The sequence below is a fragment of the Massilia orientalis genome (assembly GCF_030411975.2).
Lineage (GTDB): Bacteria > Pseudomonadota > Gammaproteobacteria > Burkholderiales > Burkholderiaceae_D > Telluria > Telluria orientalis.
Map to the genome: position 1 here is coordinate 234,075 of NZ_JASNRB020000008.1, position 25,739 is coordinate 259,813.

At 68.3% G+C, this 25,739-nt stretch carries 26 protein-coding genes; 16 read left to right on the forward strand and 10 right to left on the reverse strand.

What is annotated here, in order from left to right:
- Nucleotides 1-25 precede the first annotated feature (25 nt).
- On the reverse strand, nt 26-919 hold the full coding sequence (locus QPK29_RS14980; RefSeq protein WP_371769917.1) for an alpha/beta hydrolase: 894 nt from the start codon (nt 917-919) through the stop codon (nt 26-28).
- A gap of 106 nt (nt 920-1,025) precedes the next feature.
- Here QPK29_RS14980 and QPK29_RS14985 point away from each other — a divergent pair, with 106 nt between their 5' ends.
- Both QPK29_RS14985 and QPK29_RS14990 read left to right on the forward strand, forming a co-directional pair.
- On the forward strand, nt 1,026-1,205 hold the full coding sequence (locus QPK29_RS14985) for a hypothetical protein (RefSeq protein ID WP_371769916.1): 180 nt from the start codon (nt 1,026-1,028) through the stop codon (nt 1,203-1,205).
- A 22-nt stretch (nt 1,206-1,227) separates the two neighbouring features.
- Nucleotides 1,228-1,389, forward strand: coding sequence for a hypothetical protein (locus QPK29_RS14990; protein WP_371769915.1), 162 nt, complete (start codon nt 1,228-1,230; stop codon nt 1,387-1,389).
- Nucleotides 1,390-1,477: 88 nt separating this feature from the next.
- Here QPK29_RS14990 and QPK29_RS14995 read toward each other — a convergent pair whose 3' ends face one another.
- Entirely contained in the window at nt 1,478-1,684 is a 207-nt protein-coding gene (locus QPK29_RS14995) for a hypothetical protein (protein ID WP_056127816.1), read from the reverse strand.
- A gap of 160 nt (nt 1,685-1,844) precedes the next feature.
- Between QPK29_RS14995 and QPK29_RS15000 the strand changes: the two genes are divergently transcribed.
- Both QPK29_RS15000 and QPK29_RS15005 read left to right on the forward strand, forming a co-directional pair.
- Complete coding sequence (locus tag QPK29_RS15000) at nt 1,845-1,982, forward strand: hypothetical protein (RefSeq protein WP_181158819.1); 138 nt, start codon at nt 1,845-1,847, stop codon at nt 1,980-1,982.
- Between the two features lie 68 nt (nt 1,983-2,050).
- Complete coding sequence (locus QPK29_RS15005) at nt 2,051-2,416, forward strand: hypothetical protein (RefSeq protein ID WP_056127822.1); 366 nt, start codon at nt 2,051-2,053, stop codon at nt 2,414-2,416.
- Here QPK29_RS15005 and QPK29_RS15010 read toward each other — a convergent pair.
- The 3 genes from QPK29_RS15010 to QPK29_RS15020 all read right to left on the reverse strand — a co-directional run bounded on the left by QPK29_RS15010 (nt 2,413) and on the right by QPK29_RS15020 (nt 6,464).
- Complete coding sequence (locus tag QPK29_RS15010; protein WP_400189774.1) at nt 2,413-2,625, reverse strand: hypothetical protein; 213 nt, start codon at nt 2,623-2,625, stop codon at nt 2,413-2,415. The two genes, QPK29_RS15005 and QPK29_RS15010, sit on opposite strands and share 4 nt — an antisense overlap.
- Nucleotides 2,626-2,758: 133 nt before the next feature.
- Nucleotides 2,759-5,590, reverse strand: a complete 2,832-nt coding sequence (locus QPK29_RS15015; RefSeq protein WP_371769914.1) for a bifunctional diguanylate cyclase/phosphodiesterase — start codon at nt 5,588-5,590, stop codon at nt 2,759-2,761.
- Between the two features lie 94 nt (nt 5,591-5,684).
- Complete coding sequence (locus QPK29_RS15020; RefSeq protein WP_371769913.1) at nt 5,685-6,464, reverse strand: fused MFS/spermidine synthase; 780 nt, start codon at nt 6,462-6,464, stop codon at nt 5,685-5,687.
- 77 nt (nt 6,465-6,541) lie between these two features.
- Between QPK29_RS15020 and QPK29_RS15025 the strand changes: the two genes are divergently transcribed.
- The 7 genes from QPK29_RS15025 (at nt 6,542) to QPK29_RS15055 (ending at nt 15,164) form a co-directional block, all read left to right on the forward strand.
- Nucleotides 6,542-6,817, forward strand: coding sequence for a hypothetical protein (locus QPK29_RS15025; protein ID WP_056127832.1), 276 nt, complete (start codon nt 6,542-6,544; stop codon nt 6,815-6,817).
- A gap of 7 nt (nt 6,818-6,824) precedes the next feature.
- Complete coding sequence (locus QPK29_RS15030) at nt 6,825-8,000, forward strand: GGDEF domain-containing protein (RefSeq protein ID WP_056128444.1); 1,176 nt, start codon at nt 6,825-6,827, stop codon at nt 7,998-8,000.
- A gap of 151 nt (nt 8,001-8,151) precedes the next feature.
- Nucleotides 8,152-9,081, forward strand: a complete 930-nt coding sequence (locus QPK29_RS15035) for a Ppx/GppA phosphatase family protein (RefSeq protein WP_371769912.1) — start codon at nt 8,152-8,154, stop codon at nt 9,079-9,081.
- An 84-nt stretch (nt 9,082-9,165) separates the two neighbouring features.
- Complete coding sequence (locus QPK29_RS15040) at nt 9,166-9,957, forward strand: substrate-binding periplasmic protein (RefSeq protein ID WP_056127838.1); 792 nt, start codon at nt 9,166-9,168, stop codon at nt 9,955-9,957.
- Nucleotides 9,958-10,033: 76 nt separating this feature from the next.
- Nucleotides 10,034-13,492 carry a response regulator gene (locus QPK29_RS15045; protein WP_371769911.1) on the forward strand — a complete coding sequence of 1,153 codons (3,459 nt, stop codon included), beginning with the start codon at nt 10,034-10,036 and terminating at the stop codon, nt 13,490-13,492.
- Entirely contained in the window at nt 13,492-14,637 is a 1,146-nt protein-coding gene (locus QPK29_RS15050; RefSeq protein ID WP_371769910.1) for a response regulator, read from the forward strand. Before QPK29_RS15045 ends, QPK29_RS15050 begins: the two co-directional genes overlap by 1 nt.
- A 59-nt stretch (nt 14,638-14,696) precedes the next feature.
- The gene (locus QPK29_RS15055; RefSeq protein ID WP_371769909.1) at nt 14,697-15,164 is read left to right on the forward strand and encodes a hypothetical protein; all 468 of its coding nucleotides are present in this window, start codon (nt 14,697-14,699) and stop codon (nt 15,162-15,164) included.
- Between the two features lie 7 nt (nt 15,165-15,171).
- Here the strand turns inward: QPK29_RS15055 and QPK29_RS15060 are convergent, their stop codons facing one another.
- Entirely contained in the window at nt 15,172-15,480 is a 309-nt protein-coding gene (locus QPK29_RS15060) for a hypothetical protein (protein ID WP_056127852.1), read from the reverse strand.
- A 217-nt stretch (nt 15,481-15,697) separates the two neighbouring features.
- Nucleotides 15,698-16,345, reverse strand: a complete 648-nt coding sequence (locus QPK29_RS15065; protein ID WP_371769908.1) for an ABC transporter ATP-binding protein — start codon at nt 16,343-16,345, stop codon at nt 15,698-15,700.
- A gap of 217 nt (nt 16,346-16,562) precedes the next feature.
- On the opposite strand from QPK29_RS15065, the gene egtD reads away from it, so the two are divergent.
- Genes egtD through QPK29_RS15085 form a run of 4 tightly spaced genes read left to right on the forward strand, consistent with a single transcriptional unit; the run spans nt 16,563 to nt 20,911 of the window.
- On the forward strand, nt 16,563-17,531 hold the full coding sequence (egtD, locus tag QPK29_RS15070) for an L-histidine N(alpha)-methyltransferase (protein WP_371769907.1): 969 nt from the start codon (nt 16,563-16,565) through the stop codon (nt 17,529-17,531).
- A 10-nt stretch (nt 17,532-17,541) separates the two neighbouring features.
- Nucleotides 17,542-18,765, forward strand: a complete 1,224-nt coding sequence (egtB, locus tag QPK29_RS15075) for an ergothioneine biosynthesis protein EgtB (RefSeq protein WP_371769906.1) — start codon at nt 17,542-17,544, stop codon at nt 18,763-18,765.
- Nucleotides 18,762-19,691, forward strand: a complete 930-nt coding sequence (locus QPK29_RS15080; protein WP_371769905.1) for a YihY/virulence factor BrkB family protein — start codon at nt 18,762-18,764, stop codon at nt 19,689-19,691. The genes egtB and QPK29_RS15080 overlap by 4 nt, the downstream gene beginning before the upstream one ends.
- Nucleotides 19,691-20,911, forward strand: coding sequence for a glycosyltransferase (locus tag QPK29_RS15085; RefSeq protein ID WP_371769904.1), 1,221 nt, complete (start codon nt 19,691-19,693; stop codon nt 20,909-20,911). The genes QPK29_RS15080 and QPK29_RS15085 overlap by 1 nt, the downstream gene beginning before the upstream one ends.
- Here the strand turns inward: QPK29_RS15085 and leuA are convergent.
- Nucleotides 20,877-22,565: a 2-isopropylmalate synthase gene (leuA, locus tag QPK29_RS15090; protein ID WP_056127864.1), complete on the reverse strand. Its 1,689-nt coding sequence runs from the start codon at nt 22,563-22,565 to the stop codon at nt 20,877-20,879. The genes QPK29_RS15085 and leuA overlap by 35 nt on opposite strands.
- 481 nt (nt 22,566-23,046) lie before the next feature.
- Between leuA and QPK29_RS15095 the strand changes: the two genes are divergently transcribed.
- Nucleotides 23,047-23,691: a DUF1906 domain-containing protein gene (locus QPK29_RS15095; RefSeq protein WP_371769903.1), complete on the forward strand. Its 645-nt coding sequence runs from the start codon at nt 23,047-23,049 to the stop codon at nt 23,689-23,691.
- 8 nt (nt 23,692-23,699) lie between these two features.
- Here QPK29_RS15095 and selD read toward each other — a convergent pair whose 3' ends face one another.
- Together selD and senB are read right to left on the reverse strand one after the other, a co-directional pair.
- Nucleotides 23,700-24,755 carry a selenide, water dikinase SelD gene (gene selD, locus QPK29_RS15100; protein WP_371769902.1) on the reverse strand — a complete coding sequence of 352 codons (1,056 nt, stop codon included), beginning with the start codon at nt 24,753-24,755 and terminating at the stop codon, nt 23,700-23,702.
- Nucleotides 24,752-25,738 (reverse strand): selenoneine biosynthesis selenosugar synthase SenB, encoded by a 987-nt coding sequence (gene senB / locus QPK29_RS15105; RefSeq protein ID WP_371769901.1) that lies wholly within the window; start codon nt 25,736-25,738, stop codon nt 24,752-24,754. Before senB ends, selD begins: the two co-directional genes overlap by 4 nt.
- Nucleotide 25,739: the final 1 nt, after the last annotated feature.

Here is a 25,739-nt window from a genome sequence, read left to right on the forward strand (position 1 = left end):
GCTTTGTCAGGCGCTCCAAGCCCCGTCAACGCGCGTCCAGGCCCAGCGCCGACTCGATCGCCCGCAGCACGCGCGGCCACGATCCCGATGTCGCCGCCACCTCGTCGTAATGGCTGGCGCCCGGCAGAATCACGACCTCGGCGCCGTCGCCGGCCGCACGGGCGCGGGCCGCGAAGTCGTGCGCGACGCGCGGGGGCGAGATCGTGTCCAGCTCGCCGGTGACGAGGATCGTATGGCTGCCGTTCGGCATCAGGTCGCCTGCATTCGTGTCGGAAAACACGTCCGGCCGGTCCGCGCTCGGCGTGCCGGCCAGTTCGACGGTCTCGCGGCCGCAACTCGTCTTCAGCAGCGCGGCCTCGCGCCGCAGATCGGCCAGGCCACCCAGGCTGACGACCTGGCGCACCGGCACGATGTCCTTGCGGTACAGCGGGCTCGACGCGGGGATGCGGGGCCGCGCCGCCAGCCATTGCACGAGCTGGCCGCCGGCCGAGTGCCCGACGGCCACGAGGCGGCCGAGGTCGAGCGGATGTTCCCTGGCCGTGCGCGCGAGCAGGTCGAGGGCCGCGTTCATGTCCTGGTAGGTGCCAGGGTAGCCGCCGCCGGCCTCGTCGACGCGGCGGTATTCCACGTTCCACACGGCGATGCCGCGCGCCGCCAGCGCCCCCGCCATGTTGCGCAGCTGCGTGATGCCGCCGAATTCCTTCGTCCAGCAGCCGCCGTGCACGAGCACGGCCACGGGGAACGGCCCCGTGCCGGACGGCAGGAACAGTTCGGCGTACTGCGACGGCGCGGCGCCGTAGCGCAGGGTGGCGGCGGGCGCGGGGCCGGACAGGGCCAGGTAGTCGTCCAGCGTCATCGGGGCGGCGTGCACGGTAGAGGTCATGGCGAGAGTGAGCGCGAGGGCGGCGAGGCGTGTCATGGGCTCGACTATAGCAAAGCGGATGCGGCCCGCACGATTGAAAACCCGCCGCGATCTTCCATGCTAGGCTGCACACAACGTCAACCGCAACCATAGGGAGATCATCATGACCCAATCGAAATCCACAGGTAGCCAGAACAAGCAGTCCGGTAACCCGTCCGAGGAGGACGTCCAGAAACAGAAGGCGGGGGTCAAGGAGAAAAGCAGCCACGACCATATGTCGACCGTGAAGGCCGGCAAGGGCAAAGGTGCGGGCGGCGGCGCCAAGCAGAAAGAAGGCCGTTGAGCCTGTACGCCGGAGAAAATCGATGAGTTTGCCGGAGTACGCACATTCCACGCCGGACCCCACGACGCCCGACCCGGAACTGCCGCCGCCCCAGCCGAGGCCGGATCCGGACGACGTGCCGGCGCCGGCGCGCGCACCGGTGAAGGAGCCGGACGCGCCGGAACCGCCCATCAAGGCGGAATGAGTAGGTGAAGGGGAAAGGATGGGGCGGACCGTCGCGTCGCCCCATCCTTTGTCACGAGAGGGTCAGGCCCGAGGTTCAGGCCCGAGGTTCAGGTCTTGTTCGACGTCGATTGCTGGCTGCCGGCCTGGCCGGCGTCCCGTTTATTTCCCTCGTCGCTGCCGCGCTTGGGAATGTCGCGGATCATCTCGTCCGTTTCATGCTGGCCGGGCGAGCGCTCCCCGCTGCCGATGTCCGCTTCGTGCATGTTCGGCGGGGCGTCGGCGCCCGGATCCGGTTTCGGAATGTCGGTTCTCATGGTGTGCTCCATTGCGTTGTCGTGTTGGCGCAATACTAACAGTCCACGTCCGGCCCCGGCGCGCAATAGGATCGCCGCTTGTGTACGCTGGCGCACATATATCTTGCAGGAACTTTTTAATAATAGGCGCGAAGGCCAACGATTTTCGGAGGAGAAAAGCATGAGCACCACCTTGTACAACAAGATTCCGCTGGGCCGCGGCCCGCTGCTGGGGTCGCACAAGATGCACGCGGCCGTGGCGCTGGGTGTGCTGGCGGGTGCGGGCCTCGTCTGGGCCGCCGTGCGGGCGTTGCGCTGACGCCAGACAGGTTGCCGGGACGGCCCGTCGCCGTTACCATGGCGGGCTTGTTCTCTTGGAAAGTGGTAATGAAGAATCTGAAACTGACGGGCGACGAATACGATGCGCTCGAATTCATCCGGCGCGGCGCGAAGACCGACCGCGTCAATGCCTGTGTCGGGCGCAACGCAAAGCGCCTGTCGGGCCTGAAGCTGATCCAGTATGCGAAGAACGGGAACCTGGCGTTGACGCCGCAGGGGACGGAACTGCTGTTCCTGCGCCGCTGCGTGCAGGCGCTGCGCGCGCTCGAGGCGGACCCGGCGGCGAATGTGGATGACGACGTCGTCCAGTTCCTCAGCCGCAAGTCGCACATTGCGGCGCGGGCCGAGGGCGGGTTCGAATTGACGGCGCGGGGACGCGAATCCCTGGCCGACATCGCATCACAGCAAAATTAATTCGTCCGGCGGCGGTTCGGGTACACCAGTGCCCGCACCGCGATCTCCGCCGGCACGCCCATCGCCGCGAGGAATTCCGCGGCGCGCTGCAGCCCCAGCGTGGGAACGGACGCGACGGCCTGGTTGACGAGGTCGCGCGTGCGCATGTCGGTGCGCGGCCTGCGTTCCGCCAGGGTGGCCGCGGCGGTGTCGATATTCAGTTCAGTCATCATCATCAATGCTCGGTGAGTGTATTGCCAAAGAATCACGGAGTATTGTATGAGAACGATATTGATTAAGCCACAGGAAATTGCACGAAATATCGCACTTGTAATCCAAACTTAAAGCGGATTCGAGATTTCTTCAGGCGGCGGCCGTCTGCGGCTCGTCTTCCGGGGCCGTCAGGCCGCGTCGCTGGCGCAGCAATTGCTCGAATTCATGGGCCGGGAGCGGCTTCGAGAAGTAATATCCCTGCATTTCGTCGCAGCCCTGGTGGCGCAGGTAATCGAGCTGTTCGGCCGTTTCGACACCCTCGGCGATCACGGACAGGCGCAGGTTGTGCGCCAGCGCGATGATCGAGGCGACGATGGCGGCATCGTTGGCGTCGTGCGTGATGTCGTTGACGAACGAGCGGTCGATCTTCAGCACGTCGATCGGGAAGCGCGACAGGTACGAGAAGCTGGAGTAGCCCGTGCCGAAATCGTCGATCGACAGGTTCACGCCCAGCGATTTCATGCGGTGCAGCAATTCCACGGCCGGCGTGACGTCGCTCATGAACAGGCTTTCCGTCAGTTCCAGTTCGAGGCAGGACGGATCCAGGCCGGTGTCGCCCAGCACCGCCTCGATGCCCGGCAGCAGGTCGGCCGCGCCGAACTGGCGCGCCGACAGGTTCACGGCCACGCGCAGCTTGCCCAGGCCCGCATCGTGCCAGGCCTTGTTCTGGGCGCACGCGGTGCGCATCACCCAGGCGCCGATCGGCACGATCAGGCCCGTGTCCTCGGCGATGCCGATGAAGCGCGACGGCGGCACCATGCCCAGTTCCGGATGCTTCCAGCGGATCAGCGCTTCCATGCCGACGATGCGGCCCGTCTGCAGGTCGACCTGCGGCTGGTAGTGCAGCACGAATTCGTTGCGTTCGAGGGCATTGCGCAGCGCGCTCTCGATGCGCACGCGCTCCAGCGATTCCTCGTTCATGGCCGGCGTGTAGAACTGGAAGTTGTTGCGGCCCAGTTTCTTGGCGCGGTACATGGCGATGTCCGCGTGCTCGATCAGGTTCTCGGACGGCGTGCCGTCGCTCGGGAACGCGGCCACGCCGATGCTGCAGGTGACGAAGAACTCCTTGGTGCCCAGCATGACGGGCTGCGCGACGGAATCCATGACGCGCTGCACGATGTCCGGCGTGAGCGGCTGGTCGTGGTGCTCGGACAGGATCACGACGAATTCGTCGCCGGACAGGCGCGCGACGGTATCCGTGTCGCGCAGCGACGAGCGCAGGCGCGCCGCGACCGTCATCAGCAGGACGTCGCCGGCCTTGTGGCCCATGCTGTCGTTGACGTACTTGAAGCGGTCCAGGTCGATCAGCATCACCCACACCTGGTGGCCGCTGCGGGTGGCGTACGCGACGGCCTGGCCCAGGCGGTCCTGCAGCAGCGAGCGGTTGGGCAGGCCCGTCAGCACGTCGTGCTGGGCCACGTGGTGCACGCGCTGCTCGGTGACCTTGCGTGCCGTGATGTCGCTGCCGGTGCCGCGGTAGCCGGTGAAGCGGCCCGTCTCGTCGAACGTCGGCTGGCCGTTGATGCAGAACCAGCGCTCCTCGCCGTTGTCGTCGACGACGCGGTATTCGAGGTTGCGGAAGGGTTCGTGCGCTTCCAGGGTGGCGACGTGGTCGCGGCCCAGCTCGGTGTCTGTCAGCGCCGGCACGTAGTCCCAGCGGCGGCGGCCGAGCACGCGCTCGGTGGTGATGCCGGATTTTTCCGTGAAGTCGCCGGTGACGTGGGTAAAACGGAATTCCTCGTCCTGTTCCCAATACCAGTCGGACGACATGGCGACGAGCTGGCGGAAGCGCTGCTCGCTTTCCTGCAGCGCTTTTTCCGTGCGCTTGCGCGCGAGGACGTCGTCGATCAGGCGCTGGTTCGTCAGTTTCAGGTCGGCGGTGCGCTCGCGCACCAGTTCCTGCACCTTGCGCGCGCGCTCGCCGGCCGCCTGCACGAAGGCGCACAGGAGCAGGGTCGACAGCACGCCGCCGGTCAGCAGCAGGGTCGAGCCGAGATGGTCGGCCAGCCACGGGCTGGGCGCGGCGATGGCTTCCACGGTCCACGACTGGCCGCCGACCGTGAAGGTGTTCAAGGCGCGGCCCGTGTAGCCGCCCGACATCAGCGGGACGGGCGCTTCGGACGACGTCACGGCGCGGCTCGCATAGGCGAGGTGGGCCGGATCGGCGCGGCCGCCGGCATAGAACTTCAACTGGATGCTGTGGTCGTCCAGCAGGCCGGCCCTGGCCAGCGTGGCATTGGCAAGGGTCGGCACGGAGACCACGGCGGCGGTGTCGCCCAGCAGGCGGCCGCCGCGGGCGTACACGGGCATCAGCACTTCGAAACTGGGGGCGCCGGGCGCCTGGGCGATCTGCAGCAGGCTGGTGAGGGCGGCACGGCCGCTCGCCTGCGCCCGACCGAGGGCGTCCATGACCTGGCGGTTCTGGCTGACGTCCAGACCGAGGGCCGCCTCGTTACCCTGCATGGGTTCGAGATAGTCGACGACGTGGTAGCGTTCGCGCGCCGGCGCCGCCACGCGCGCGCGGCCGCGCATCTCGCGCACCACGAGGTCGGGCTGGAACTGGCGCAGGTCCGCTTCGAACGCGGCGCGGTCGGCGGCGTCCACGACGCGGTGGAAATTGAAGGCGCGGATGTACGGATTACGCTGCAGCAGCGGCGTCGTGAAATCGTGGAATTGCGCGCGCGTGACCGGCTGCACGGTCGTGAACAGCTGGTTGGTCACGTTCAGGACTTCGACTGCATCGTCCATGCCCTGGCGCAGGGCGGCCACGCGCACACCGGTCCCCTGTTCGAAGGCCAGCGCCTTGTTGTCGTATTCGAGACGGCTGACGGCAACCGTCAGCACCGCGGTTGCGGCCAGGCCGCCGGCCAGCGTGAGGCCTGCTGCGAGCGTGAGCGAAAACGGCAGTCGACGACGCGACATCCAGGGTTCCCTATGCATGAAAGATGAGAGCTTGCCCTAAGGCATGAAGAGGCATCAGTTTGTCACAGAAACTCTAGTTTCCGCAAACAAATTGTCACAAGCGGGACCGCGTAGCGCGAAGGTGTGGTAGGGCCAAAACAGATCGCGATGCGATCCAGGCAAGGATGGATCGAATGGCTAGCCGATTCAATAATCCGAGGCCGAGCCCGCGCCGCCGCCGCAGCGCCGTCATGCGGCGCAGGGCGGCATCCGCGGGGGCGTGCAACGCATACACGATGCGGTTGTTGCCCGCGACCTTGTCGAACCAGCAGGTGTGGCCGGCGAACACGGTATCCAGCGCGTCCATCACGTCCGGGTAGCGCGGATCGTACGTGAAGACGTTGGCCACGAGCACGCCGCCGGGCCGCAGCGCGCGCCGGCAGTCCGTATAAAAGGGCGTGTCGGCCAGCCTGGGCGGCAGCCCGCGCGCGTCGAAGCCATCGACCAGAAGTACATCGGCCGAGCCGGGATGCGCGGCCAGCCACTCGGCCGCGTCGGCATGGACGACCGCGAAGCGCGCGCTGTCGGGCGGCACGTGGAAGGCGTCGCGCAGGGCGATCACGTCGGCGCGGAGTTCGATGACGGTGATGTGCGCGTCGGGAAAATGGCGGTGGCAGAACTTGGCCAGCGAGCCGCCGCCGAGCCCGACCATCACGATGCGGATGGGAGACGGCGCGAACAGGACAAAACCCATCATGGCGCGCAAATAGGCCAGCACGAGGGCGTCGGGCCGGGCCAGCAGCATCTCGCTCTGGATGTCGCCGGGGACGAATTCGAGTGTCCGGCGGCCCCGGTGCGTACGTACGAGCGGCGGGGTGGGGCTGTTGTGAGGCATGCCGCCAAGTATAGGTGAACTTGTTGCGGTCGATAGGTTTCTGATAAGCTGGCCGTTGCAGCCCACGCGGAGACCTCATGTTCCTGGACCACCCGACCATTACCGCCACCAACAGCCAGACCGAACCGGACCGCATCGAGCGCCTGGATCGCGTCTATGGATATGCGATGGCGCTGGCGGACGTGGACGGCAACCCGGGTTTCGTCGAGAAGCTGACCCAGATCCACGACCATAAAGGGACCCTGATCGTGTTCTGGCACGAACCGCCCACCGGGGCCGAACGGGAGTACTGGACGCGTGCCTGGTCCAGCCGCGTCGGCGACGGCACGACCGCAGTCGTGCACGAATGCTGAGGTGACGATGGATGCCACCACGATGGTCCTGGCACTGGCACTCGGCAACCTGGCCTTGTGCGCCACCCTGTTTTTCTTCGAACAATCCGGTCATGCCGGCCGTCCGGCCGTGCCGACGTGGGGCTGGTCGCGCCTGTACCAGGGCGCCGGCTGGCTGCTGCTGGCCATCGGCGCGGCGGGCGTCGTGCCGGAAGGCCTTGCCTTGCCTATTGCCTACGTCCTCGTGTTCGCCGGCGTGGCCTGGGAATCCGGCGCCGCGTGGGAACGCGCCGGCCGCCTGCGCTGGCGCCGCGCCACGCTCCCCGCGCTGGGACTGGCCGTCGCCGCCTTCCTGCTGTGCTGGCTGATCGACCCGATCGGCCTGCGCGCCGTGGCCGCGTCGCTGGTCCTCGGCGGCTTTTATTTGTCGCTCGCGGCGGCGCTGGCGCGCGGCTGGGCGGCCGCATCGATGCTGCAGCGCTTCCTCGCGCTGGCGACGACCGCGCTGGCCGTCGTCGTCGGCGCGCGCGGCGCGCTCGTGCTGCTGGCGCCCGCGGGCTGGGGCTGGATGACGAGCGACATCCTGCGCCAGCTGCACTCGGGGGCCCTGTATCTGCTGGCCCTCGTCGGCGGCTTCGGCTGGCTGCTGCTGGGCCGCGAGCGCGAACAGGCCGAGCTGGCGCGCCTGGAAGTCAACGACCCGCTCACCGACGTGCCGAACCGGCGCGGCTTCTTCCAGGCCCTGGCCCCATGGATGGCGCTGGCGCGCCGTCCCGGCCAGCCGACCGCCCTCGTCGTGTTCGACCTCGACCAGTTTAAACGCATCAACGACGGCTACGGCCACCCGGCCGGCGACGTCGTGCTCGCGCACCTGATCAATACGTGCAAGCGCCAGTTGCGCGACAGCGACCTGCTGGGCCGCCTGGTGGGTGTGGAATTCGCGATCCTGCTGCCGCGCACGAACCTGGACGATGCGGCGATGGTCGCCGAGCGCATGCGCGCCGCGATCGAAGCGGAGCGCGTCAAGACCGAGCGCGCGATGATTTCATTGACGGCCAGCTTCGGCGTCACGACGATCCGCCCCGACGACAGCACCGTCACCTTGCTGGCCCGCGCCGACGAGGCGTTGCGGGTGGCCAAGAAGGCGGGGCGCAACCGGGTCGAAGTGGCGGCAGCCGTACTGGCGCCGGTAGAAGAAGAATGAACGCCCCCGCGCCGGGGCGCGTACGAACACCCGTGTCCGCCATGGCGCCTTGGGCGCGCATGGCTTATGATGATGTGATCAACGATGCTCCTGTCATCGATCCGTCATCCAGCCCCGCTATCGTGGCGCCGTTTTCGACTTCGGAGTCTGCATGAGCACCACACCTCCCATTCACGCCGCACTCGTCCTTGGCTCGGACAGTTTCCGCCTGCTCGTCGGCATCGTCGAGGACGGCGCGCTGCGGCCCCTCGACAGTTTCCATGCGCCGCTGCGCCTGGCCGCCGCGCTGGACGCGCAGGGCTGCCTGAGCCCCGAGGCGATGGACAGCGCCTTCGACTGCCTGCGCACGATCCGCGCGCGCCTGTCCGACCATGCGCTGGCCGCCGTGCGCGTGGTCGCCACGTCGACCCTGCGCATGGCCCGCAACAGCCACCTGTTCCTGCCGGCCGCGCAGCAGCTGCTCGGCCATCCGGTGCACGTGCTGACCGGCGAGCAGGAAGCCGTCCTGACCTATCTCGGCGTGGCCGACGGCGCGACGCACGACCCGGACACGCGCACGCTGGTGCTGGGCATCGGCGGCGGCTCGACCCAGCTCGCGCTGGGCACCGGGCGCCACGTGCAGAAGGTGGCGTCGCTGGGCCTGGGCACGTCGCGCCTGGCGCTCACGTTCTTCAGCGGCGGACGCATCGACGCGGTGTCGTTCGCGGCCGCGATCGCATCCACGCGCGCCAAGCTGGGCGACGAGACGCCCGCGTTCGGCCCCGGCCGCCGCGACCGCGCGTGCGGTGCCTCCGGCACCATCCACACCCTGGCGCGGCTGCTGGCCGACAACGACCTGGCCGGTCCCATCACGCGCACCCGGCTCGAGTCGCTCGCGGCACGCGCGCTCGGCCAGGGTGGCGGCGGGGCGCCGCTGGCCGGCCTCGGTCACCTGCGCCTGCGCGACGTGACGGCCGCGCTGGCCATCCTGCTGGGGCTCATGGCGGAGCTGGATATCGAGGAGCTGGAGGTGCCCAAGACCGGGCTGCGCGCCGGCGTGCTGGCCGAGTTGCGCCACGGCCGCGCCGCGCTGGCGGCTTGACGGTCCACGTAGGTTTTGTCGGCAAGGTCTGGCATACTGTTGTCTGTTTTTAATCATTATTGCCGCTGCCGCCCTACCCAAGCCATGCTGCGCTTCCTTCGCCACGGATCGATCGCCTGCTGTTTGCTCGCCGGCGCGCCGTCGTTCGCGGCGGGCACCGTGTCGCTGTGCTTCGAGCGCCAGGAAGTGCTGCCGTGGCGCACCCTGGACGGCGGCGGCCTGAATTTCGAACTGCTGGCCGAAGTGGCGCGGCGCCTCGGGCTCACGCTCGATTACCAGAGCATGCCGTGGAAGCGCTGTCTCGCGCAGGTCAAGGCGAACCAGGTCAACGGCGCCTTCGCCGTCAGCTTCAGCCGCGAGCGCCTGGCGCTCGGCGCCTATCCCGGCGTGAAAGGCGGCGATGGCGAGGCCGATCCGGCCCGGCGCATGCACGTCGACCGCTACGTCCTGGTGCGGCGCAAGGGCGGCAAGGTCGACTGGGACGGCAAGCGTTTCGCCAACGTGGACGGCCGCATCGGCTTCCAGCTCGGCTACTCCATCGGTGACTTCCTGCGTGCCCGGAACGTGACCGTGGACGAGGGCAGCCAGCAGGCCGACGAACTGGTGCAGAAGATGCTGGCCGGCCGCCTCGTGGCGGCGGCCCTCGGCGGCGGCGACGCGATGCGGCTGATGCGGTCGGCGTACGCCACGCAGATCGAAATGCTGCCCGTGCCGCTGATCGAAAAGCCGTACTACCTGCTGCTGTCGCACGCCTTCGTCGCGCAGCAGCCGGACCTCGCGGAACGCATCTGGAAGACGATCGAGGACGTGCGCACGAGCCCCGCCTACCGCCGCCGCGAGCGCGAGCTGACCGGCCATCCGGGAGGCGGTCATTAATCCGCTGGCGTCCACCGGCGCGCGCCGCCCGGGGGGACTCGTACGGGGCCTCGTCGACAGCTGGCGCCAGAACATCGTGTTCCGGCTCGGCGCCGGCATCGTGCTGGCGGTGGCGCTGTCGACGACGGTGTACACGACCTGGGTGATGCATTCGCTGCACCGCGAAGCGGGCGCGCGGCTGGGGGAGCGGGTCGAACGCCAGGCCAACGTGGTGTCGCACGCGCTGGCGCGGCCGCTGTTCGACATCAACAGCGCGGCCGTGTCCTCGGTCGTCGATGCGTTGGGCGGCACGCCGGAAGTGATCATGCTGCGCGTGCTGGCGCCGAACGGCATGGTGCTCGCGTCGCTCGGCTCGGGCGCTGACGAGGAGGGCGCCGAACGGGTGCAGCAGAAGGTCGTCTACCACGACGGCAACCGCGAATACCTGGTCGGCTCGATCGACCTGGCGATCTCGCGCCGCCAGATCGACGCCGACCTGCGCCGCCAGATCATCCAGACCGTGCTGGGCAACCTGATCCTCACCCTGGCCATCACCCTGTGCGTGCTGCTGATCGGCCGCCGCATGACGCAGCCGTTCGCCGACATCCAGGAAGCGCTGGAAAAGCTGGCGCGCGGCGAGACCGACATCCACTTGTCCGGCATCGGCCGGCGCGACCAGATCGGCCGCCTGTCCTCGGCCGTGCGCAGCTTCCGCGACACGTTGAACCGGCTGCGCCGCGCCGAGCAGGTGACGAACGGCCTGCTGCGCGAAAAGAGCGTGATCGAACAGCAGCTGCGCGACCTGAACGAAGACCTCGAGCAGAAGATCGCTGCGCGCACGCGCGAGCTGCTGGACTCGATGCGCATGGCGCAGGGCAGCCAGGCCAAGCTGCAGGCCATCGTCGACACGGCGCTGGACGCCGTCGTGCGCATGGACCGCCAGGGCCGCATCGTCGGCTGGAACGCGCAGGCGGAAAAGATGTTCGGCTGGAAGGGCGAAGAAGTGCTGGGCCGCGACCTCTCGGATTGCATCGTGCCGGAGCGCCACCGCGCCGCGCACCGCAACGGCCTCGCGCGCTACGAGCGCAGCGGCGTGGGCGGGGTGCTGGACAGCCGCATCGAGACGTACGCCCTGCGCCGCGACGGCGTGGAGTTTCCGATCGAGCTGGCCATCACGCGCGTCCAGCTGGCCACGAGCGACGACTACGAATTCTGCTCGTTCATCCGCGACATCTCCGAGCGGCGCGAGCGCGAGCAGTCGCTCGTCGCGGCCAACGTGCGCGCGGAGGCGGCCAACGTCGCCAAGTCGGAATTCCTGGCCAACATGAGCCACGAGATCCGCACGCCGATGAGCGCGATCATCGGCATGGCCTATCTGGCCTTGCGCACCGAGCTCTCGCCCAAGCAGCAGGACTACGTCGGCAAGATCCACCGCGCCGCGCTGTCGCTGCTGGGGATCATCAACGACATCCTCGACTTTTCCAAGATCGAGGCGGGCAAGCTGGACGTCGAGCACATCCCGTTCTGCCTGGACGACGTGCTCGCGAACGTGGCCAGCGTGACGAGCCAGAAGGCGGCCGACAAGCACCTGGAATACCTGTTCCATGTGCCGCACGCGATCCCGCGCATGCTCGTGGGCGACCCGCTGCGCCTGGGCCAGGTCCTCATCAACCTCGTCAACAACGCGGTGAAATTCACGCCGGCGGGCGAGCTGGAACTGTCGTGCATGCGCCTCGACGATCCGGCCGCGGACCGCTTCCGCGACGGCTATGCCACCTTGCGATTCGCCGTGCGCGACACGGGCATCGGCATGAACGAACAGCAGCAGGCGAAACTGTTCCGCGCGTTCAGCCAGGCCAACGGCAGCACGACGCGCGAGTACGGCGGGACGGGCCTGGGCCTGTCGATCTCGCAGCAGCTGGTCGGCCTGATGGGCGGGCGCATCGTCGTCGCGAGCAGCCCGGGCAAGGGCTCGACGTTCCACTTCGACCTCGACTTCCCGCTGTCCGGCGAGCCGGAACGCGTAGCCGTCGCGCCGCCGGAACTGGACGGCGCGCGCCTGCTGCTCGTCGACGATTCCGACGTCGCGCGCGAGATCATGAGCGAAGCGCTGCAGACGCTGCCGCTGCGCGTGGATCTCGCCGCCAGCGGCGCCGAGGCGGAAAGCGCGCTGCTCGCGGCCGACGCGGCGGGCGACCCTTACCGCGTCGTGCTGACGGACTGGCAGATGCCGGGCATGAACGGCATCGAGCTGGCGCGCCGCATCGCCGGCAACCCGGCGCTGCGCCATCCGCCGTCGACCGTGCTCGTGACCGCGTTCGGCCGCGAGGAAGTGCAGAAAGAAGCGGAAGCGGCGGGCATCCGCGGTTTCCTGTGCAAGCCGATCGGCCAGTCGGCCCTCGTCGACACGCTCGTCGCCCTGTTCGCGCCGCCGCGCGCGCCGCATGCGCACAGCAGGAGGAATGGAAAATTCGGGGCGCCGGGCGATCACGCGGCGCGCGTGCTGCTCGTCGAGGACAACCAGGTCAACCAGGAGATCGCGCTGGAACTGCTGCAGGCGCAGAACATCGCGGTGGACGTCGCCGCCACCGGCAACGAGGCGCTGGACATGCTGTACGACGGCGGCCCGCAGGCCTACGACCTCGTGCTGATGGACCTCGAGATGCCGCAGCTGGACGGCCACGCGGCCACCGTCGAACTGCGCAAGGATGCGCGCTTCGACAAGCTGCCGATCGTCGCGATGACGGCGCATGCGCTGGCCGAGATCCGCGAGCGCTGCCTGCGCGAGGGCATGCAGGACTACATCACCAAGCCCGTCGAGCCGGAGAAGCTGTATACCACGCTGGCGCGCTGGATCGGCCAGGCCGTGCCGCCGCCGCTGTCGTCCGGCGGCGCCGTCGTGGCGGACGGTCCCACGCTGCCGGGCCTGTCGACGGTGTCCGGCATCGACTCCGCGTACGGCCTGCGCCACGTGGCCGGCAACGTCGCGCTGTACGTGCAGCTGCTGGACCGCTTCCGCGCCACCCAGCGCGACGCGGGCGCCCAGATCCGCGCCGACTACCAGGCGCGCCGCCTGCGCCAGGCGGCCGCGCGGGCGCATACGTTGCGCGGCGTGGCCGGCAACATCGGCGCGCGCGAGCTGCAGACGCTGGCGCAGTCGGTGGAAGAGGGCCTCGGACTGGCGGCGCCCGACCGCGGCCGCCTCGCGGCCGGCGTGCGCGCGCTGGAAGCGGCCGTCGATGCGACCATGGAGTCGCTCGACCGCTATTTTGCCCGCGCCGCCATCGCACCGCCGCCGCCCGCGCCGCCCGCGCCGCCGTCGGTCGCCACGGATGCGGACGATGCCGCGCTCGACGCCGTGGCCCAGCTCGACCAGCTGCTGGCCGAGTACTCGGGCGATGCCATTGACTACTTCGAGACGGTGCGCGCGCGCCTGGCCGGCGTGCTCGACGCCGAGCACATGGCGCGGCTGGAGCAGCACCTGTCCCGTTACGAATTCGAAGAGGCGCGCCAGCAGTTGCCCGCCGCAACCCGCCCCGATACCGCGGAAACCTGATGAACATTGTCACCACCGAAAAGACGAGCACGAGCCACAAGGACAAGCCGACGATCCTGATCGTCGACGACACGCCCGACAACATCATGCTGTTGTCGCGCCTGCTCAAGGACCGCTACAACACGAAGGTCGCCAACAACGGCAGCCTGGCGCTGCAGATCGCGCAGTCGACGCCCGGCCTGGACCTGATCCTGCTCGACGTGATGATGCCGGGCCTGGACGGCTACGAGACGTGCCGCCAGCTGAAAGCGAACCCCGTCACGGCCGACATCCCCGTGATCTTCCTGACCGCGAAAAACCAGGTCGAGGACGAGGCGATGGGCCTGTCGCTGGGCGCCGTCGACTACATCGCCAAGCCGATCAGCCCCCCGATCCTGTTCGCCCGCGTGGCCACGCAACTGACGCTGGCGGGCGCGCGCCGCCAGCTGCAGGCGCACAACGAGAACCTGGAAAAGCTCGTGCAGGACCGCACGGCGCAGCTGGCGCTGATGCAGGAAGCGATCATCATGGCCATGGGCACCCTGGCCGAGACGCGCGACAACGCGGCCGTGAGCCTCGGCGACCACCACATCCGCCGTACGCAGCACTACGTGCGCGCGCTCGCGCGGCACCTGCAGCACCATCCGCGCTTCGCGGCGGATCTCACCGACGAGAACATCGAGCTCCTGTACCGCTCCGTGCCGCTGCACGACATCGGCAAGGTCGGCATCCCCGACCGCATCCTGCTGAAACCCGGTGTGCTCGACCGCGAGGAATTCGAGGTCATGAAGCTCCACGCCGTGTACGGGCGCGACACCATCATGCTCGTCGAGAAGCACATCGGCGGGACCAACGGCTTCCTGATGTTCGCACGCGAGATCGCCCACTCGCACCAGGAGAAGTGGGACGGTTCCGGCTATCCGGACCGCCTGGCGGGCGAACAGATCCCGCTGTCGGCGCGCCTGATGGCCGTGGCCGACGTGTACGACGCGCTGATTTCGCGCCGCGTGTACAAACCCGCGTTCACGCACCAGCAGGCGCTGGACGTGATGCGCAAGGGGCGCGGCACGCATTTCGATCCGGACGTGCTGGATGCGTTCTTCGAGATCGAAGGGCAGTTCGCGGCGATCGCGGAGGAGTTCCGCGACGCGGAGCCGGACGCCTGATCTTCCGGAAGACGGCTAAATGATATATATTGTTTGGCTTGTTTGAAGATGGAGGTTCCATGGCGAGGACAACGGCGGCGAAAACGCCCGTAAAGACAGCTGCGAAGCCCGCGGCGAAGAAGGCGGTGGCGACGAAAGCCGCGCCGGCGAAGAAGGTGGCGGCGGTGAAGAAGGCGGCTGTTGCGCCGGCCAAGCCGGTGCGCGCGAAGGCCGCGCCCACGCCGGCGAAGGTGGCGCGCGAGGCCGCGCGCGCGATCGCGGCGCCGGTGAAAGCCACGCGTGCCAAGGCCGCGCCTGCACCGGCCGCGCGGCCGCTCCTCGTGCGCGACAGCTTCACCATGCCCGAGCAGGAATACGCCGTGCTCGCCACTGTCAAGCAGGCCTGCCTGAAGGCCGGCTTCGAAGTCAAGAAGAGCGAGCTGCTGCGCATGGGCGTGGCGCTGCTCGGCCAGCTGGACACGGCGTCGCTGCGCGCCGTGCTCGACAGCCTGCCCCAGCTCAAGACCGGCCGCCCGCCCGGCGAGTGAACCGCATTCAGTGATGGGTCGGCGGCGGCTCCGTGCGCGCTTCCGCCGTCAGCTCCTTCAGCTCGCGGATCGGGATATTCGACTTCTCGTGCATCCGCAGCAGGATCGTGGCGCCGACGTTCAGCTTGCGGTGCCGGATCTTGCTGATGATGGGCGGCTGTACCTCCAGGACGCGGCACAGTTCCGCGTCGTTCTTCAGCTGCATTCGTTGAATTAATGTGTCGAGCAATTTGTTCGGAACAAAACTCGACGGCTCCATGGCCCGGGCGCGCTGCATCGCCTCGAGCAACTCCTGTTTTTTCTGCCGTACGCTCATGAACTCCTCCGCATTGGGGTTATGTTCAAGACAGATCGACTGTTTTGGAGAGTTGCGGGGTCCGTCCGCCTCATGCCCTGCCCGAACGGAATCCAGCCCGACCGATTTATTGATGACTTATGCCTGGTGGGTTTGTTGGAATGCTACTACGGAGTTGACAACTATGACGCACTGTTCATGACTAAAACGCCATAAGATGCGTCTTTCTTGCAGGAACTTACGCTAATTTCAGTCCGGCGCGGGTCAAGACGAAGGTCCGGTCGGCCAGGGCGGCGGCCGCGTGGGAGTGGGTGACCATGATGGCGCCGGCGCCGCTGGCCTTGATCTCGGTGCGCAGCAGGTGCAGGATGCCGGCGGCCGTGTCGGGGTCGAGGTTGCCGGTGGGCTCGTCCGCCAGCAGCAGGGCGGGGCGGTGCACGAGCGCGCGCGCGATGGCCACCCGCTGCAGCTCGCCGCCGGACAACTGGCGCGGGAAATCGGCGCCGCGTCCTCCGAGGCCGACCGCGTCGAGCATCTGCGTGGCGCGGGCGGGGTCGGGGCGGCCGTTCAGCAGCAACGGCAGCGCGACGTTCTGCAGCAGCGTCAGGTGCGGCAGCACGTGGAACGCCTGGAAGATAAAACCCATGCGCGTACGGCGCAGCCGGGTGGCGGCATCGTCGTCGAGCGCCGACATCGGCGTCCCATCGACGCGGACCTCGCCGCTATCGGGCGCGTCGAGTCCGGCAATCAGGTTCAGCAAGGTGGACTTGCCGACGCCCGACTCCCCCATGATCGCGACGAACTCGCCGGGTTCGAACCGGTGCGACAACGCCGCGAGCACGGCGCGGCCGCCATAGGATTTGCTGAGATTGACGAGTTCGAGCATGGAACGCCGATTGACAAAACCACTACTCTAGCACGCCCCCAACACCGGGGTCAGAGCCCTGTTATGGGCAATTGCTTAAATTCGGGCCCTGACCCCGGTGTATGCGAATTCTTGCAGGGTAAGGGCGTGCGTGCGGAATCGCGGAATCGCGTATCATGGCCGGAACGGCAACATTCCAGCCGGCCGCACGGTGCGGCCGCACCAACGAGGACACCCGATGCTGAACGCCACGTCGCCCGCAGTGCCCGTAGTAAACAACGATGGATTGCACATACCCGCCGAGCTGGCAGAAAGCCTGAGCGCGCGCCAGCCCTGGATCTCGCCCAAGTTCCTGTACGACCCGCTGGGGTCGAAGCTGTTCGAGGCGATCTGCGAATTGCCCGAGTACTACCCCACGCGGACGGAAGCCGGCATCTTCGACCTGCATGGCCCCGAGATCGCGCGTACGGTCGGCACCGGTGCCACGTTGATCGACTTGGGCGCCGGCAATTGCGCCAAGGCGGCGAACCTGTTCCCGCTGCTGCAGCCGCGCCAGTATGTCCCCGTCGACATCTCGGCCGAATTCCTGCTCGATGCCGTCGAGCGCCTGCGCCAGCGTTTCCGCCACATCGAGATGCGCCCGCTCGGCATGGATTTCTCGGGCAGCCTCGAACTGCCCGACAGCGTGCGCGAGGAGCGCCGCCTGTTCTTTTATCCCGGCTCGTCGATCGGCAATTTCACGCCCGACGAGGCGCGCGATTTCCTGCAGCGCGTGCATGCGCAGTGCGGGCGCGACGGGGGGCTCCTCATAGGCATCGACCTCGCCAAGGAGCACGCCGTGCTGGACGCCGCCTACGACGATGCGCTGGGCGTGACGGCCGCGTTCAACCTCAACGTGCTGCGCCACGTGAACCGCCTGCTGGGTGCCGACTTCGACATCCGCCAGTGGCGCCATCGCGGCTTCTACAACCCGGCCCAGGGCCGCGTCGAGATGCACCTGGAGGCGCAGACCGCGCAGCAGGTGACGTGGCGCGGCGGCAGCCGCCGGTTCGCGGCGGGCGAGTGGATCCACACGGAAAACAGCTACAAATACCGCCAGAGCGACGCCGTCGGCCTGCTGGCCCAGGCGGGCTTCGCGGCCGCGCGCGCATGGACGGACCCGAAACAGTGGTTCGCCGTGATCTACGCGCGCGCACTGTCGCATTGAAGGAGTCGCGATGGGAGCCTCCGAACACCGCCTGTCCACCGCGTTCGCACACGTGCGGCAGCGCACGCTGCACCTGGCCGAGCCGCTGACGGCCGAGGACTGCTGTGCCCAGTCGATGCCCGACGCGAGCCCGATCAAATGGCACCTGGCGCATACCACGTGGTTCTTCGAGACCTTCATCCTCGAGCCGCGCGAACCGGGCTTTCGGCCCCACGACGCGGCGTTCCGCGTACTGTTCAACTCATACTATAACGGCGTCGGCGCGAAGCATCCGCGCGCCCAGCGGGGCCTCCTGACGCGGCCGACGCTGGCCGAGGTGCAGGCCTACCGGGCCGCCGTCGACGCCCGCCTGCTGCGCCTGCTGGCTTCCAGGCCGGACGACGCCGAACTCGCGGCCCTGGTCGAGCTGGGCCTGCAGCACGAGCAGCAGCACCAGGAACTGATCCTCACGGACGTCAAGCACCTGCTGTCGCGCAATCCGCTGTACCCGGCCTATATCGATTCGCCGCTGCCCGCATCGGGCCCGGTGGAACCGCTGGCCTGGATCGAGTTCGACGGCGGCCTCGCCGAGATCGGCCACGCCGGCGACGGCTTCGCCTTCGACAACGAAAGCCCGCGCCACCGCCAGTACCTGCAACCGTTCGCGCTCGCGTCGCGCCTCGTGACGAACGGCGAGTACCTCGAATTCGTCGAGGAGGGCGGGTACCGCGATCCGGCGCTGTGGCTGTCCGACGGCTGGGACCTCGTCGCGAACGGCACGCTGGACGCGCCGCTGTACTGGGGCGACGACGGCGACCGCCGGCGCGAGTTCACCTTGCACGGCCTGCAGGCGCTGGACCCGGCGCGGCCCGTCGCGCACGTGTCGCTGTACGAAGCCGACGCGTACGCGCGCTGGCGCGGCGCGCGCCTGCCGACCGAAGCGGAATGGGAGTTCGCGGCGCGCGACGCCGCGCTGACCTGCGGCGACCTGCATCCGCGCGCGGCGGGCAGCAGCGGTCTCGCGCAGATGTTCGGCGAGTGCTGGCAGTGGACCGCGAGCAGCTACGCGCCTTACCCGGGCTTCGCCCCGGCCGCGGGTGCGATCGGCGAGTACAACGGCAAGTTCATGGTCAACCAGTACGTGCTGCGCGGCTCGTCGTGCGCAACGCCGCACGGGCATGCGCGCGCCAGCTACCGCAACTTTTTCCCGGCCGGCGCACGCTGGCAGTTCAGCGGGATCAGGCTGGCGCGATGAAGCCGGCGCGCGGCCTGCGCCTGCGTGTGCTGAACCGGCGCGCCAATGCGTGGATCGTCGCGCACCCGCTCGACTTCACCCTGCAGTGCGTACGCGCCTTCCGCGCCAACCAGGGCCTGCTGCTGGCCGGCGCCGTCGCTTATTACGCGCTGCTGTCGATCGTGCCGTTCCTGATGCTGGTCGTCGTCGTGCTGTCGCACTTCATCGACCAGGTCAACCTGCTGCTCACCCTGCGCCGCTACCTGGAACTGCTCGTGCCGGGGCAGTCCGGCTCGATCGTGGCGGAGGTCGCGCATTTTCTCGACACGCGCGACCTGATCACGTGGGTGCTCGGCTTCACGATGCTGTTCTTCAGCTCCCTCGCGTTCACCGTGCTGGAAAACGCGATGAGCGTGATCTTCGTGCATCGCGTGGCCGTGCGCCGCCGCCACTTCCTCGTGTCGGCCGTGCTCCCGTACTGCTACATCCTTGCGCTGGGCTTTGGCGTGATGATCGTGACGCTCGTCGCCGGCACGCTGCAGGTGATCGGTTCGGAGAGCGTCGAACTGTTCGGCCACGCGTGGTCGCTGCACGGCGTGTCCGGCGCGCTGCTGTACCTGCTGGGACTCGTGGGCGAGATCCTCGTGCTGACGTCGATCTACCTCGTGATGCCGGTGGGGCGGCTGTCGCTGTCGCATGCGCTCATCGGCGGCGTGACGGCCGCGCTGCTGTGGGAAGTCGCGCGCCATGTGCTCGTGTGGTACTTCACGACGCTGTCGAAGGTGAACCTCGTGTACGGCTCGATGAGCACCGCGATCGTCGTCATGTTCAGCCTCGAGATCGCGGCCAGCCTGCTGCTGTTCGGCGCCCAGGTCATCGCGGAATACGAGCGCGTGGGGCAGAAGGGGCAAGGAGAAGATCCGCTGCCGATGCGGACGGCGCCCTGATGGCCAATATCGTCTTTTGCTGGGAACTCGGCGCGGCCCTCGGCCACGCCGGCCGCCTGAAAGCGCTCGCACGACCGCTCATCGCGCGCGGGCACGCCGTATCGTTCGTGCTGCGCGACCTCGTGCACACGCGCCGCCTGCTGGCCGACATGCGCCTCCCCGTCTACCAGGCACCCCTGTGGCTGCACCGCGTGGAAGCGCTGCCGCCCGGCGAGGCGAGTCTCGCCGACATCCTGCTCGCCTGCGGCTGGCTCGATGCGGACGCGATGACGGGGCTCGTCGACGGCTGGCGCCATTTATTCAGCGCGCTCCAGGCTGACGTCGTCGTGGGCGATTACGCACCGGGCGCGCTGCTGGCCGCGCGCAGCCTCGGCATCGCGAGCAGCGCCGTCGGCGCGGGCTTCCAGATTCCGCCCGCGGGACCGCTGCCGCCGCTGCGCGACTGGGAAGCGGTCCCGCAGGCGCGCATGGCGGCGACCGAGGCACGCGTGCTGGCGACCGCCAATGCCGTGCTGGCCCGCCATGGCGCGCCGGCGTACGCGCGCGCGGCCGACCTGTTGCGGGGCGATGCGCCGCTGCTGTGCACGTGGCCGGAACTCGATCCGTGGGGCCGCGCGGAGACGGATGCGCGCTGGTTCGGCCCCACGATCGGCGGCACCGGCGCGGGCGTGCCGGCCTGGCCGCAAGGCGCCGGTCCGCGCGTGTTCGCCTACCTGCGCGGGCCGCACCCGGAGCATGGCGCGATGCTGGAAGCGCTCGCGCGCGCCGGCTGCCGCACGCTGTGCTACCTGCCCGACGTGGCGGCGGGCGCCGCGCCGCCGTACGCGCATCCGCTGGTCGAGTGGGCCGCGGGGCCGGTGGCATTGGACCAGGCCTTGCGCCAGTCGGCCTTCGCAATCTGCCATGCAGGCGAATCGACCGTGTCGCAGGCGCTGCTGGCCGGCGTGCCCTTGCTGCTGCTGCCGCGCACGGCCGAGTCGTTCCTGACGGCGCGCCGCGTGCGCCGGCTGGGGGCCGGTATCAACGTGAACGAGATGGCGCGCCCGCTCGACTGGGATGCCGTCGTGGGCCGGATGCTGGCGGGGAGCGACTTCCGCGTGACGGCGCAGGCATTTGCGCGGCGCCACGCGGCGTTCGATGCGGACCGTCAGGCGGAGACGGTCGCCGGGGTGCTGGAAGGACTGGTCAGGCGGCCTGCTGCGGCGCCTGTTCCGCGCTGAGCGCCAGCTGGCGGTTCACGGCCGACAACACGGCCTTGAACGACGCGGTCACGATATTGCTGTCGATGGCGGCGCCGAACAGCGTGGGGCCGTTCGCGAGGCGCAGCTCGACGTAGCAGGCGGCGCGCGCATCGGCGCCCGAGCCGATCGAGTGCTCGTGGTAGTCCATCAAACGGATGTCCAGGCCGAGCGCGTTGACGAAGGCGTCGATCGGGCCGTTGCCGGTGCCCTGGTGCGGCTCCGTCACGCGGTTGTGCTGGACGGTCGTGTCGATCTGCACGCGCTCCTCGCCCTCGCTGTTCTCGACCAGGCGGTGCGAGACGTAGCGGTAGGCCGCGTTTTCCTGGTTGAAGTACTCACGGTCGAACAGGGCGTGGATGTCGGCGGCGGCCACTTCGCCGCCGGTGGCGTCGGCATGCTTCTGCACGACGCGCGAGAATTCGATCTGCAGGCGGCGCGGCAGTTCGAGGCCGTATTCCTGCTCGAGCAGGTAGGCCATGCCGCCCTTGCCGGACTGGCTGTTCACGCGGATCACGGCGTCGTAGCTGCGGCCCAGGTCGGCCGGGTCGATCGGCAGGTACGGCACCTCCCAGATCGCGTCCGCCTGCTGCTTCGCGAAGCCCTTCTTGATCGCGTCCTGGTGCGAGCCGGAGAACGCGGTGAACACGAGGTCGCCGACGTACGGATGGCGCGGGTGCACGGGGATCTGGTTGCATTCCTCGACCAGCTGGCGGACGGCGTCGATGTCCGAGAAGTCCAGGCCCGGGTGCACGCCTTGCGTGTACAGGTTCAGCGCGAGGGTGACCAGGTCGACGTTGCCGGTGCGCTCGCCGTTGCCGAACAAACAGCCTTCGACGCGGTCGGCGCCGGCCATCACGGCCAGCTCGGCGGCGGCGACGGCGGTGCCGCGGTCGTTGTGCGGGTGCACGCTGATCACGAGGTTCTCGCGCTGCTTCAGGTTACGGCACATCCATTCGATCTGGTCGGCGTAGACGTTCGGCGTCGCCGCTTCCACGGTCGACGGCAGGTTGACGATCACCTTGTTGTCCGCGCTCGGCTGCCACACGTCGACGACGGCGTCGACGATGCGCTTGGAGAAATCCAGTTCCGTCGTCGAGAACGACTCTGGCGAGTATTCGAGGCCCCATTTCGTGTCCGGATGCTGGGCGACCAGTTCCTTGATCAGCTTCGTGCCGTTGACGGCGATCTGCACGATCTCGTCCTGGTTCATGCCGAACACGACGCGGCGGAACACCGGCGCGACCGAGTTGTAGACGTGGACGATGGCCTGCCTGGCGCCCACGCACGATTCGACGGTGCGGCGGATCAGTTCTTCACGAGCCTGCGTCAGCACGATGATGGTGACGTCGTCCGGAATGCGCTTTTCCTCGACCAGCATGCGTACGAAGTCGAAGTCCGTCTGCGACGCGGACGGGAAGCCCACCTCGATTTCCTTCACGCCGATCTGCACGAGCTTTTCGAAGAAGCGCAGTTTCTTCTCCGGGCTCATCGGCTCGATGAGTGCCTGGTTGCCGTCGCGCAGGTCGGTGCTCATCCAGACCGGCGGCTTGTCGATGATGCGGTTCGGCCACTGGCGGTCGGCCAACGGGACGGCGGGGAAGGGGCGGTATTTGGCGGAAGGGTTGGTCAACATGGCGGTGCTCCTGATTATCAAATGCTGGTGAAGGTGTCGTTTCGATCGTGGTGGCGGGAGGCTGCCGGACGGGCCACGGACGCTAGGCCCGGCAACCGATCGGTAGTTTTAGCGAGCGAAACACCACACGTGCGCCGGCAGACAGCAGGAAAGCTCCGGCGGAAATAACAGACAGCGTGGATGTGGTAGTGGCAAACATCGGTACAACTTTCCTTGGGCTACGAATCCGGCAAGCTTGGCCGGGCGGGACAGCGGCGATTTACGCGCGTAGTAGCAGGGCTGCCGGCGTTAGCGCGCGGGCAAGCGATAGGGAAGTCGACAGAGGCAGAGGGGAGAACATTTCTCCACTCTAAGTGAATTTTGTTTGGCGTGTCAAGCGTTTCGTGTGTTGTCGTTTGGTCACCACGGTTTTTGCGAACAATCAACTTCTCTGGATGAGCCGAGTGTCACAGTACGCGCTTCATGTCGCCAGGAGGACACCATGCCCGTACTGAAAGGTCTCGACACGACGATGGAACTGACGCGCCACGCCCAGGCGCTGAAGGAACAGGGCTACGCGTTCGCGCTGCGCTACTACAGCCACAACGCGGCCAAGAATTTGTCGCTGGGCGAGGCGCGGGCGCTGTCGCAGGCGGGACTCGCGCTCGGCGTCGTGTGGGAAACGAGCGGCACCCGCGCCGGCTTTTTTACGCGCGCGCAGGGCCTGGCGGACGGCGCGGCGGCCTTCCAGATGGCCCGTGACGTGATCGGGCAACCGTTCGGCTCCGCGATCTATTTCGCAGTCGACTACGATCCGACGCAGCCCGATCTCGACGGCGCCGTCAGCAATTATTTTACCGGCGTGCACGCGGCGCTGTACGTGGCGGCGGAAGGCAAACCGTCGTACCGCGTGGGCGTGTACGGCTCGGGCCTGTGCTGCGGCACGCTGGTCGAGCGGGGCCAGGCGACCCTGTCCTGGCTGTCGCAGTCGACCGCCTTCGCGGGCTCGCGCCTGTACGCGGAACAGAAACGCTACGACATCATCCAGCTGCTGCCCGTGCGCATTCCCGGCGCGGACGGGGTCGTGCTCGACATCGATCCGGACGCGACGCATCCGGACCGCGACGGCGGCCTGTTTATGGTTTGACCGGGCGTTCAGCCGACGACGACTTTCGGCGCGCCGGCCGCCATCGACCCGATGACGGCCGCGTCGCCGAAGCCTTCGCGGCGGAACAGCGCCAGCACCTCGTCGACGCTGCCCGGATCGCAGGCGACGAGCAGGCCGCCCGACGTCTGCGGGTCCGTCAGCAGCACGCGCTGCGTGTCCGTGATCGCGGCGCCCAGTTCGACGTCGTGGCCGTACGCATCCCAGTTGCGGCCCGACGCGCCCGTGAAATAGCCGGCGTGGGCCAGCGCCTCGACACCCGGCAGCAGCGGGATGTTCGCCATGTCCAGCTGCGCCGTCAGCTGCGCGCCGCGCGCCAGCTCGAGCAGGTGGCCCAGCAGGCCGAAGCCGGTGACGTCCGTCAGCGCGTGCACGCCCGCCAGTTCCGACAATGCCTTGCCCGGCTTGTTCAGCTTCGTCGTGTTCGCGACCATCGCGGCATAGCCGTCCGCATCCAGTTGATCCTTCTTCAGCGCGGCCGACAGCACGCCCACGCCCAGCGGCTTGCCGAGGACGAGCACGTCGCCCGCGCGCGCATCCGCGTTGCGCTTCACCTTCGACGGGTGCACGAGACCCATCACGACGAGGCCGTAGATGGGTTCCACGGAGTCGATCGTGTGACCGCCCGCGATGGGGATGCCCGCTTCCGCGCAGATCGATTCGCCACCCTGGATGATCTTGCCGATCGTCTCCAGCGGCAGCTTGTTGATCGGCATGCCGACGAGGGCCAGCGCCATGATCGGCGTGCCGCCCATCGCATACACGTCCGAGATCGCGTTGGTGGCGGCGATGCGCCCGAAGTCGAACGGGTCGTCGACGATGGGCATGAAGAAGTCGGTCGTGGCGATCAGCGCCTGCTCGTCGTTCAGCTTGTAGACGGCCGCGTCGTCGGCCGTCTCGATGCCGACCATGAGCTCTTTCGGCACGGGGAAGCCGCTCGACTTTTTCAGGATCTCGGACAGCACGCCCGGCGCGATCTTGCAGCCGCAGCCGCCGCCGTGGGAGAACGAGGTCAGTTTGATGGGTTGGTCGGCGGATGTGTTCATACGGTGCCTTCGTGTGCTTGCGTTGATTGAAGAAGAAGATTATCCACCAAGTCGAGCAGGCGTGCTCGCTCGACGGCGGGGGCGAACAGGGCCGCGCGCGCCGCGCACTGGCGGCGCAGGCGCTCGGCGAAACGCGGGTCGTTCGCGCTGCGTTCGATCAGGCGGGCCAGCGCCTGCGCATCGCCCGGTGCGAACAGGCCCGCGTAGTCGTCGCCCAGCATGCCGACGTTGCCGGAGATGTTCGATGCCAGCACCGGCACGCCGCTCGTCACCGCTTCGATGATGACGTTCGCGCCGCCCTCCATGCGCGATGCGATGACCATCGCGTGGCAGCGGCGCAGCCGGCGCCGCGTCGCCATGTGGGACAGGGCGCCGAGCCAGCGGTAGGTGGACGTCGCGTCCTGCGTTTCCCGCGCGCGGCGGCCGAGGTCCGCGTCGAGCGCGGCGCCGATGTGCACGAGGCGTACGCCCGGCGTGCCGACGAGGCGGGCCGCATCCATGAACGTCTGCGGATCCTTTTCGATGCGCAGGTGGCCGATCATCGCGACGTCGCGCGGCATGCGCGGCCGGGCGGGACGCAGGCGCGGCGCCGATTGATAGATCACGTGCGTCTTCGCGCGGACGGCCTCAGGCAGCTCGTCCAGCCCGCGCGGCTGCAGCACGACGAGCGCGCGCGCGCGGGCGAGCGAACCTTGCGCGCCGGCGTCGTCGTGGATGTCGCGGTAGAGGTCAGTGCCCGTCAGGACGAGCAGCGCAGGCCGGTCCGGATGCGCATCGCTGAACGCGGTCAGCGCGGCGGCGGAGCGGCGCGCGTGCAGCGCGATCAACAGGTCCGGTACGCCATCTCCCGGTTGCCAGCCGGGGCCGATCGTGACGCGGTAGTCGCGCGCGAGGTGGCGCCGCCAGCGGCTTGCGGTCTGCCAGTTGCCATTGTTTTCGCGGGCGGATGCGGGGCTGACGATGTGGATGTGCGCTCGTGCCATC

Excerpts from the sequence above, each read along its gene's own strand:
- QPK29_RS14980 (WP_371769917.1), bottom strand. The coding sequence starts at position 919 with ATGACACGCCTCGCCGCCCTCGCGCTCACTCTCGCCATGACCTCTACC.
- QPK29_RS14985 (WP_371769916.1), top strand. The coding sequence starts at position 1,026 with ATGACCCAATCGAAATCCACAGGTAGCCAGAACAAGCAGTCCGGTAAC.
- QPK29_RS14990 (WP_371769915.1), top strand. The coding sequence starts at position 1,228 with ATGAGTTTGCCGGAGTACGCACATTCCACGCCGGACCCCACGACGCCC.
- QPK29_RS14995 (WP_056127816.1), bottom strand. The coding sequence starts at position 1,684 with ATGAGAACCGACATTCCGAAACCGGATCCGGGCGCCGACGCCCCGCCG.
- QPK29_RS15000 (WP_181158819.1), top strand. The coding sequence starts at position 1,845 with ATGAGCACCACCTTGTACAACAAGATTCCGCTGGGCCGCGGCCCGCTG.
- QPK29_RS15005 (WP_056127822.1), top strand. The coding sequence starts at position 2,051 with ATGAAGAATCTGAAACTGACGGGCGACGAATACGATGCGCTCGAATTC.
- QPK29_RS15010 (WP_400189774.1), bottom strand. The coding sequence starts at position 2,625 with ATGACTGAACTGAATATCGACACCGCCGCGGCCACCCTGGCGGAACGC.
- QPK29_RS15015 (WP_371769914.1), bottom strand. The coding sequence starts at position 5,590 with ATGTCGCGTCGTCGACTGCCGTTTTCGCTCACGCTCGCAGCAGGCCTC.
- QPK29_RS15020 (WP_371769913.1), bottom strand. The coding sequence starts at position 6,464 with ATGCCTCACAACAGCCCCACCCCGCCGCTCGTACGTACGCACCGGGGC.
- QPK29_RS15025 (WP_056127832.1), top strand. The coding sequence starts at position 6,542 with ATGTTCCTGGACCACCCGACCATTACCGCCACCAACAGCCAGACCGAA.
- QPK29_RS15030 (WP_056128444.1), top strand. The coding sequence starts at position 6,825 with ATGGATGCCACCACGATGGTCCTGGCACTGGCACTCGGCAACCTGGCC.
- QPK29_RS15035 (WP_371769912.1), top strand. The coding sequence starts at position 8,152 with ATGAGCACCACACCTCCCATTCACGCCGCACTCGTCCTTGGCTCGGAC.
- QPK29_RS15040 (WP_056127838.1), top strand. The coding sequence starts at position 9,166 with ATGCTGCGCTTCCTTCGCCACGGATCGATCGCCTGCTGTTTGCTCGCC.
- QPK29_RS15050 (WP_371769910.1), top strand. The coding sequence starts at position 13,492 with ATGAACATTGTCACCACCGAAAAGACGAGCACGAGCCACAAGGACAAG.
- QPK29_RS15055 (WP_371769909.1), top strand. The coding sequence starts at position 14,697 with ATGGCGAGGACAACGGCGGCGAAAACGCCCGTAAAGACAGCTGCGAAG.
- QPK29_RS15060 (WP_056127852.1), bottom strand. The coding sequence starts at position 15,480 with ATGAGCGTACGGCAGAAAAAACAGGAGTTGCTCGAGGCGATGCAGCGC.
- QPK29_RS15065 (WP_371769908.1), bottom strand. The coding sequence starts at position 16,345 with ATGCTCGAACTCGTCAATCTCAGCAAATCCTATGGCGGCCGCGCCGTG.
- egtD (WP_371769907.1), top strand. The coding sequence starts at position 16,563 with ATGCTGAACGCCACGTCGCCCGCAGTGCCCGTAGTAAACAACGATGGA.
- egtB (WP_371769906.1), top strand. The coding sequence starts at position 17,542 with ATGGGAGCCTCCGAACACCGCCTGTCCACCGCGTTCGCACACGTGCGG.
- QPK29_RS15080 (WP_371769905.1), top strand. The coding sequence starts at position 18,762 with ATGAAGCCGGCGCGCGGCCTGCGCCTGCGTGTGCTGAACCGGCGCGCC.
- QPK29_RS15085 (WP_371769904.1), top strand. The coding sequence starts at position 19,691 with ATGGCCAATATCGTCTTTTGCTGGGAACTCGGCGCGGCCCTCGGCCAC.
- leuA (WP_056127864.1), bottom strand. The coding sequence starts at position 22,565 with ATGTTGACCAACCCTTCCGCCAAATACCGCCCCTTCCCCGCCGTCCCG.
- QPK29_RS15095 (WP_371769903.1), top strand. The coding sequence starts at position 23,047 with ATGCCCGTACTGAAAGGTCTCGACACGACGATGGAACTGACGCGCCAC.
- selD (WP_371769902.1), bottom strand. The coding sequence starts at position 24,755 with ATGAACACATCCGCCGACCAACCCATCAAACTGACCTCGTTCTCCCAC.
- senB (WP_371769901.1), bottom strand. The coding sequence starts at position 25,738 with ATGGCACGAGCGCACATCCACATCGTCAGCCCCGCATCCGCCCGCGAA.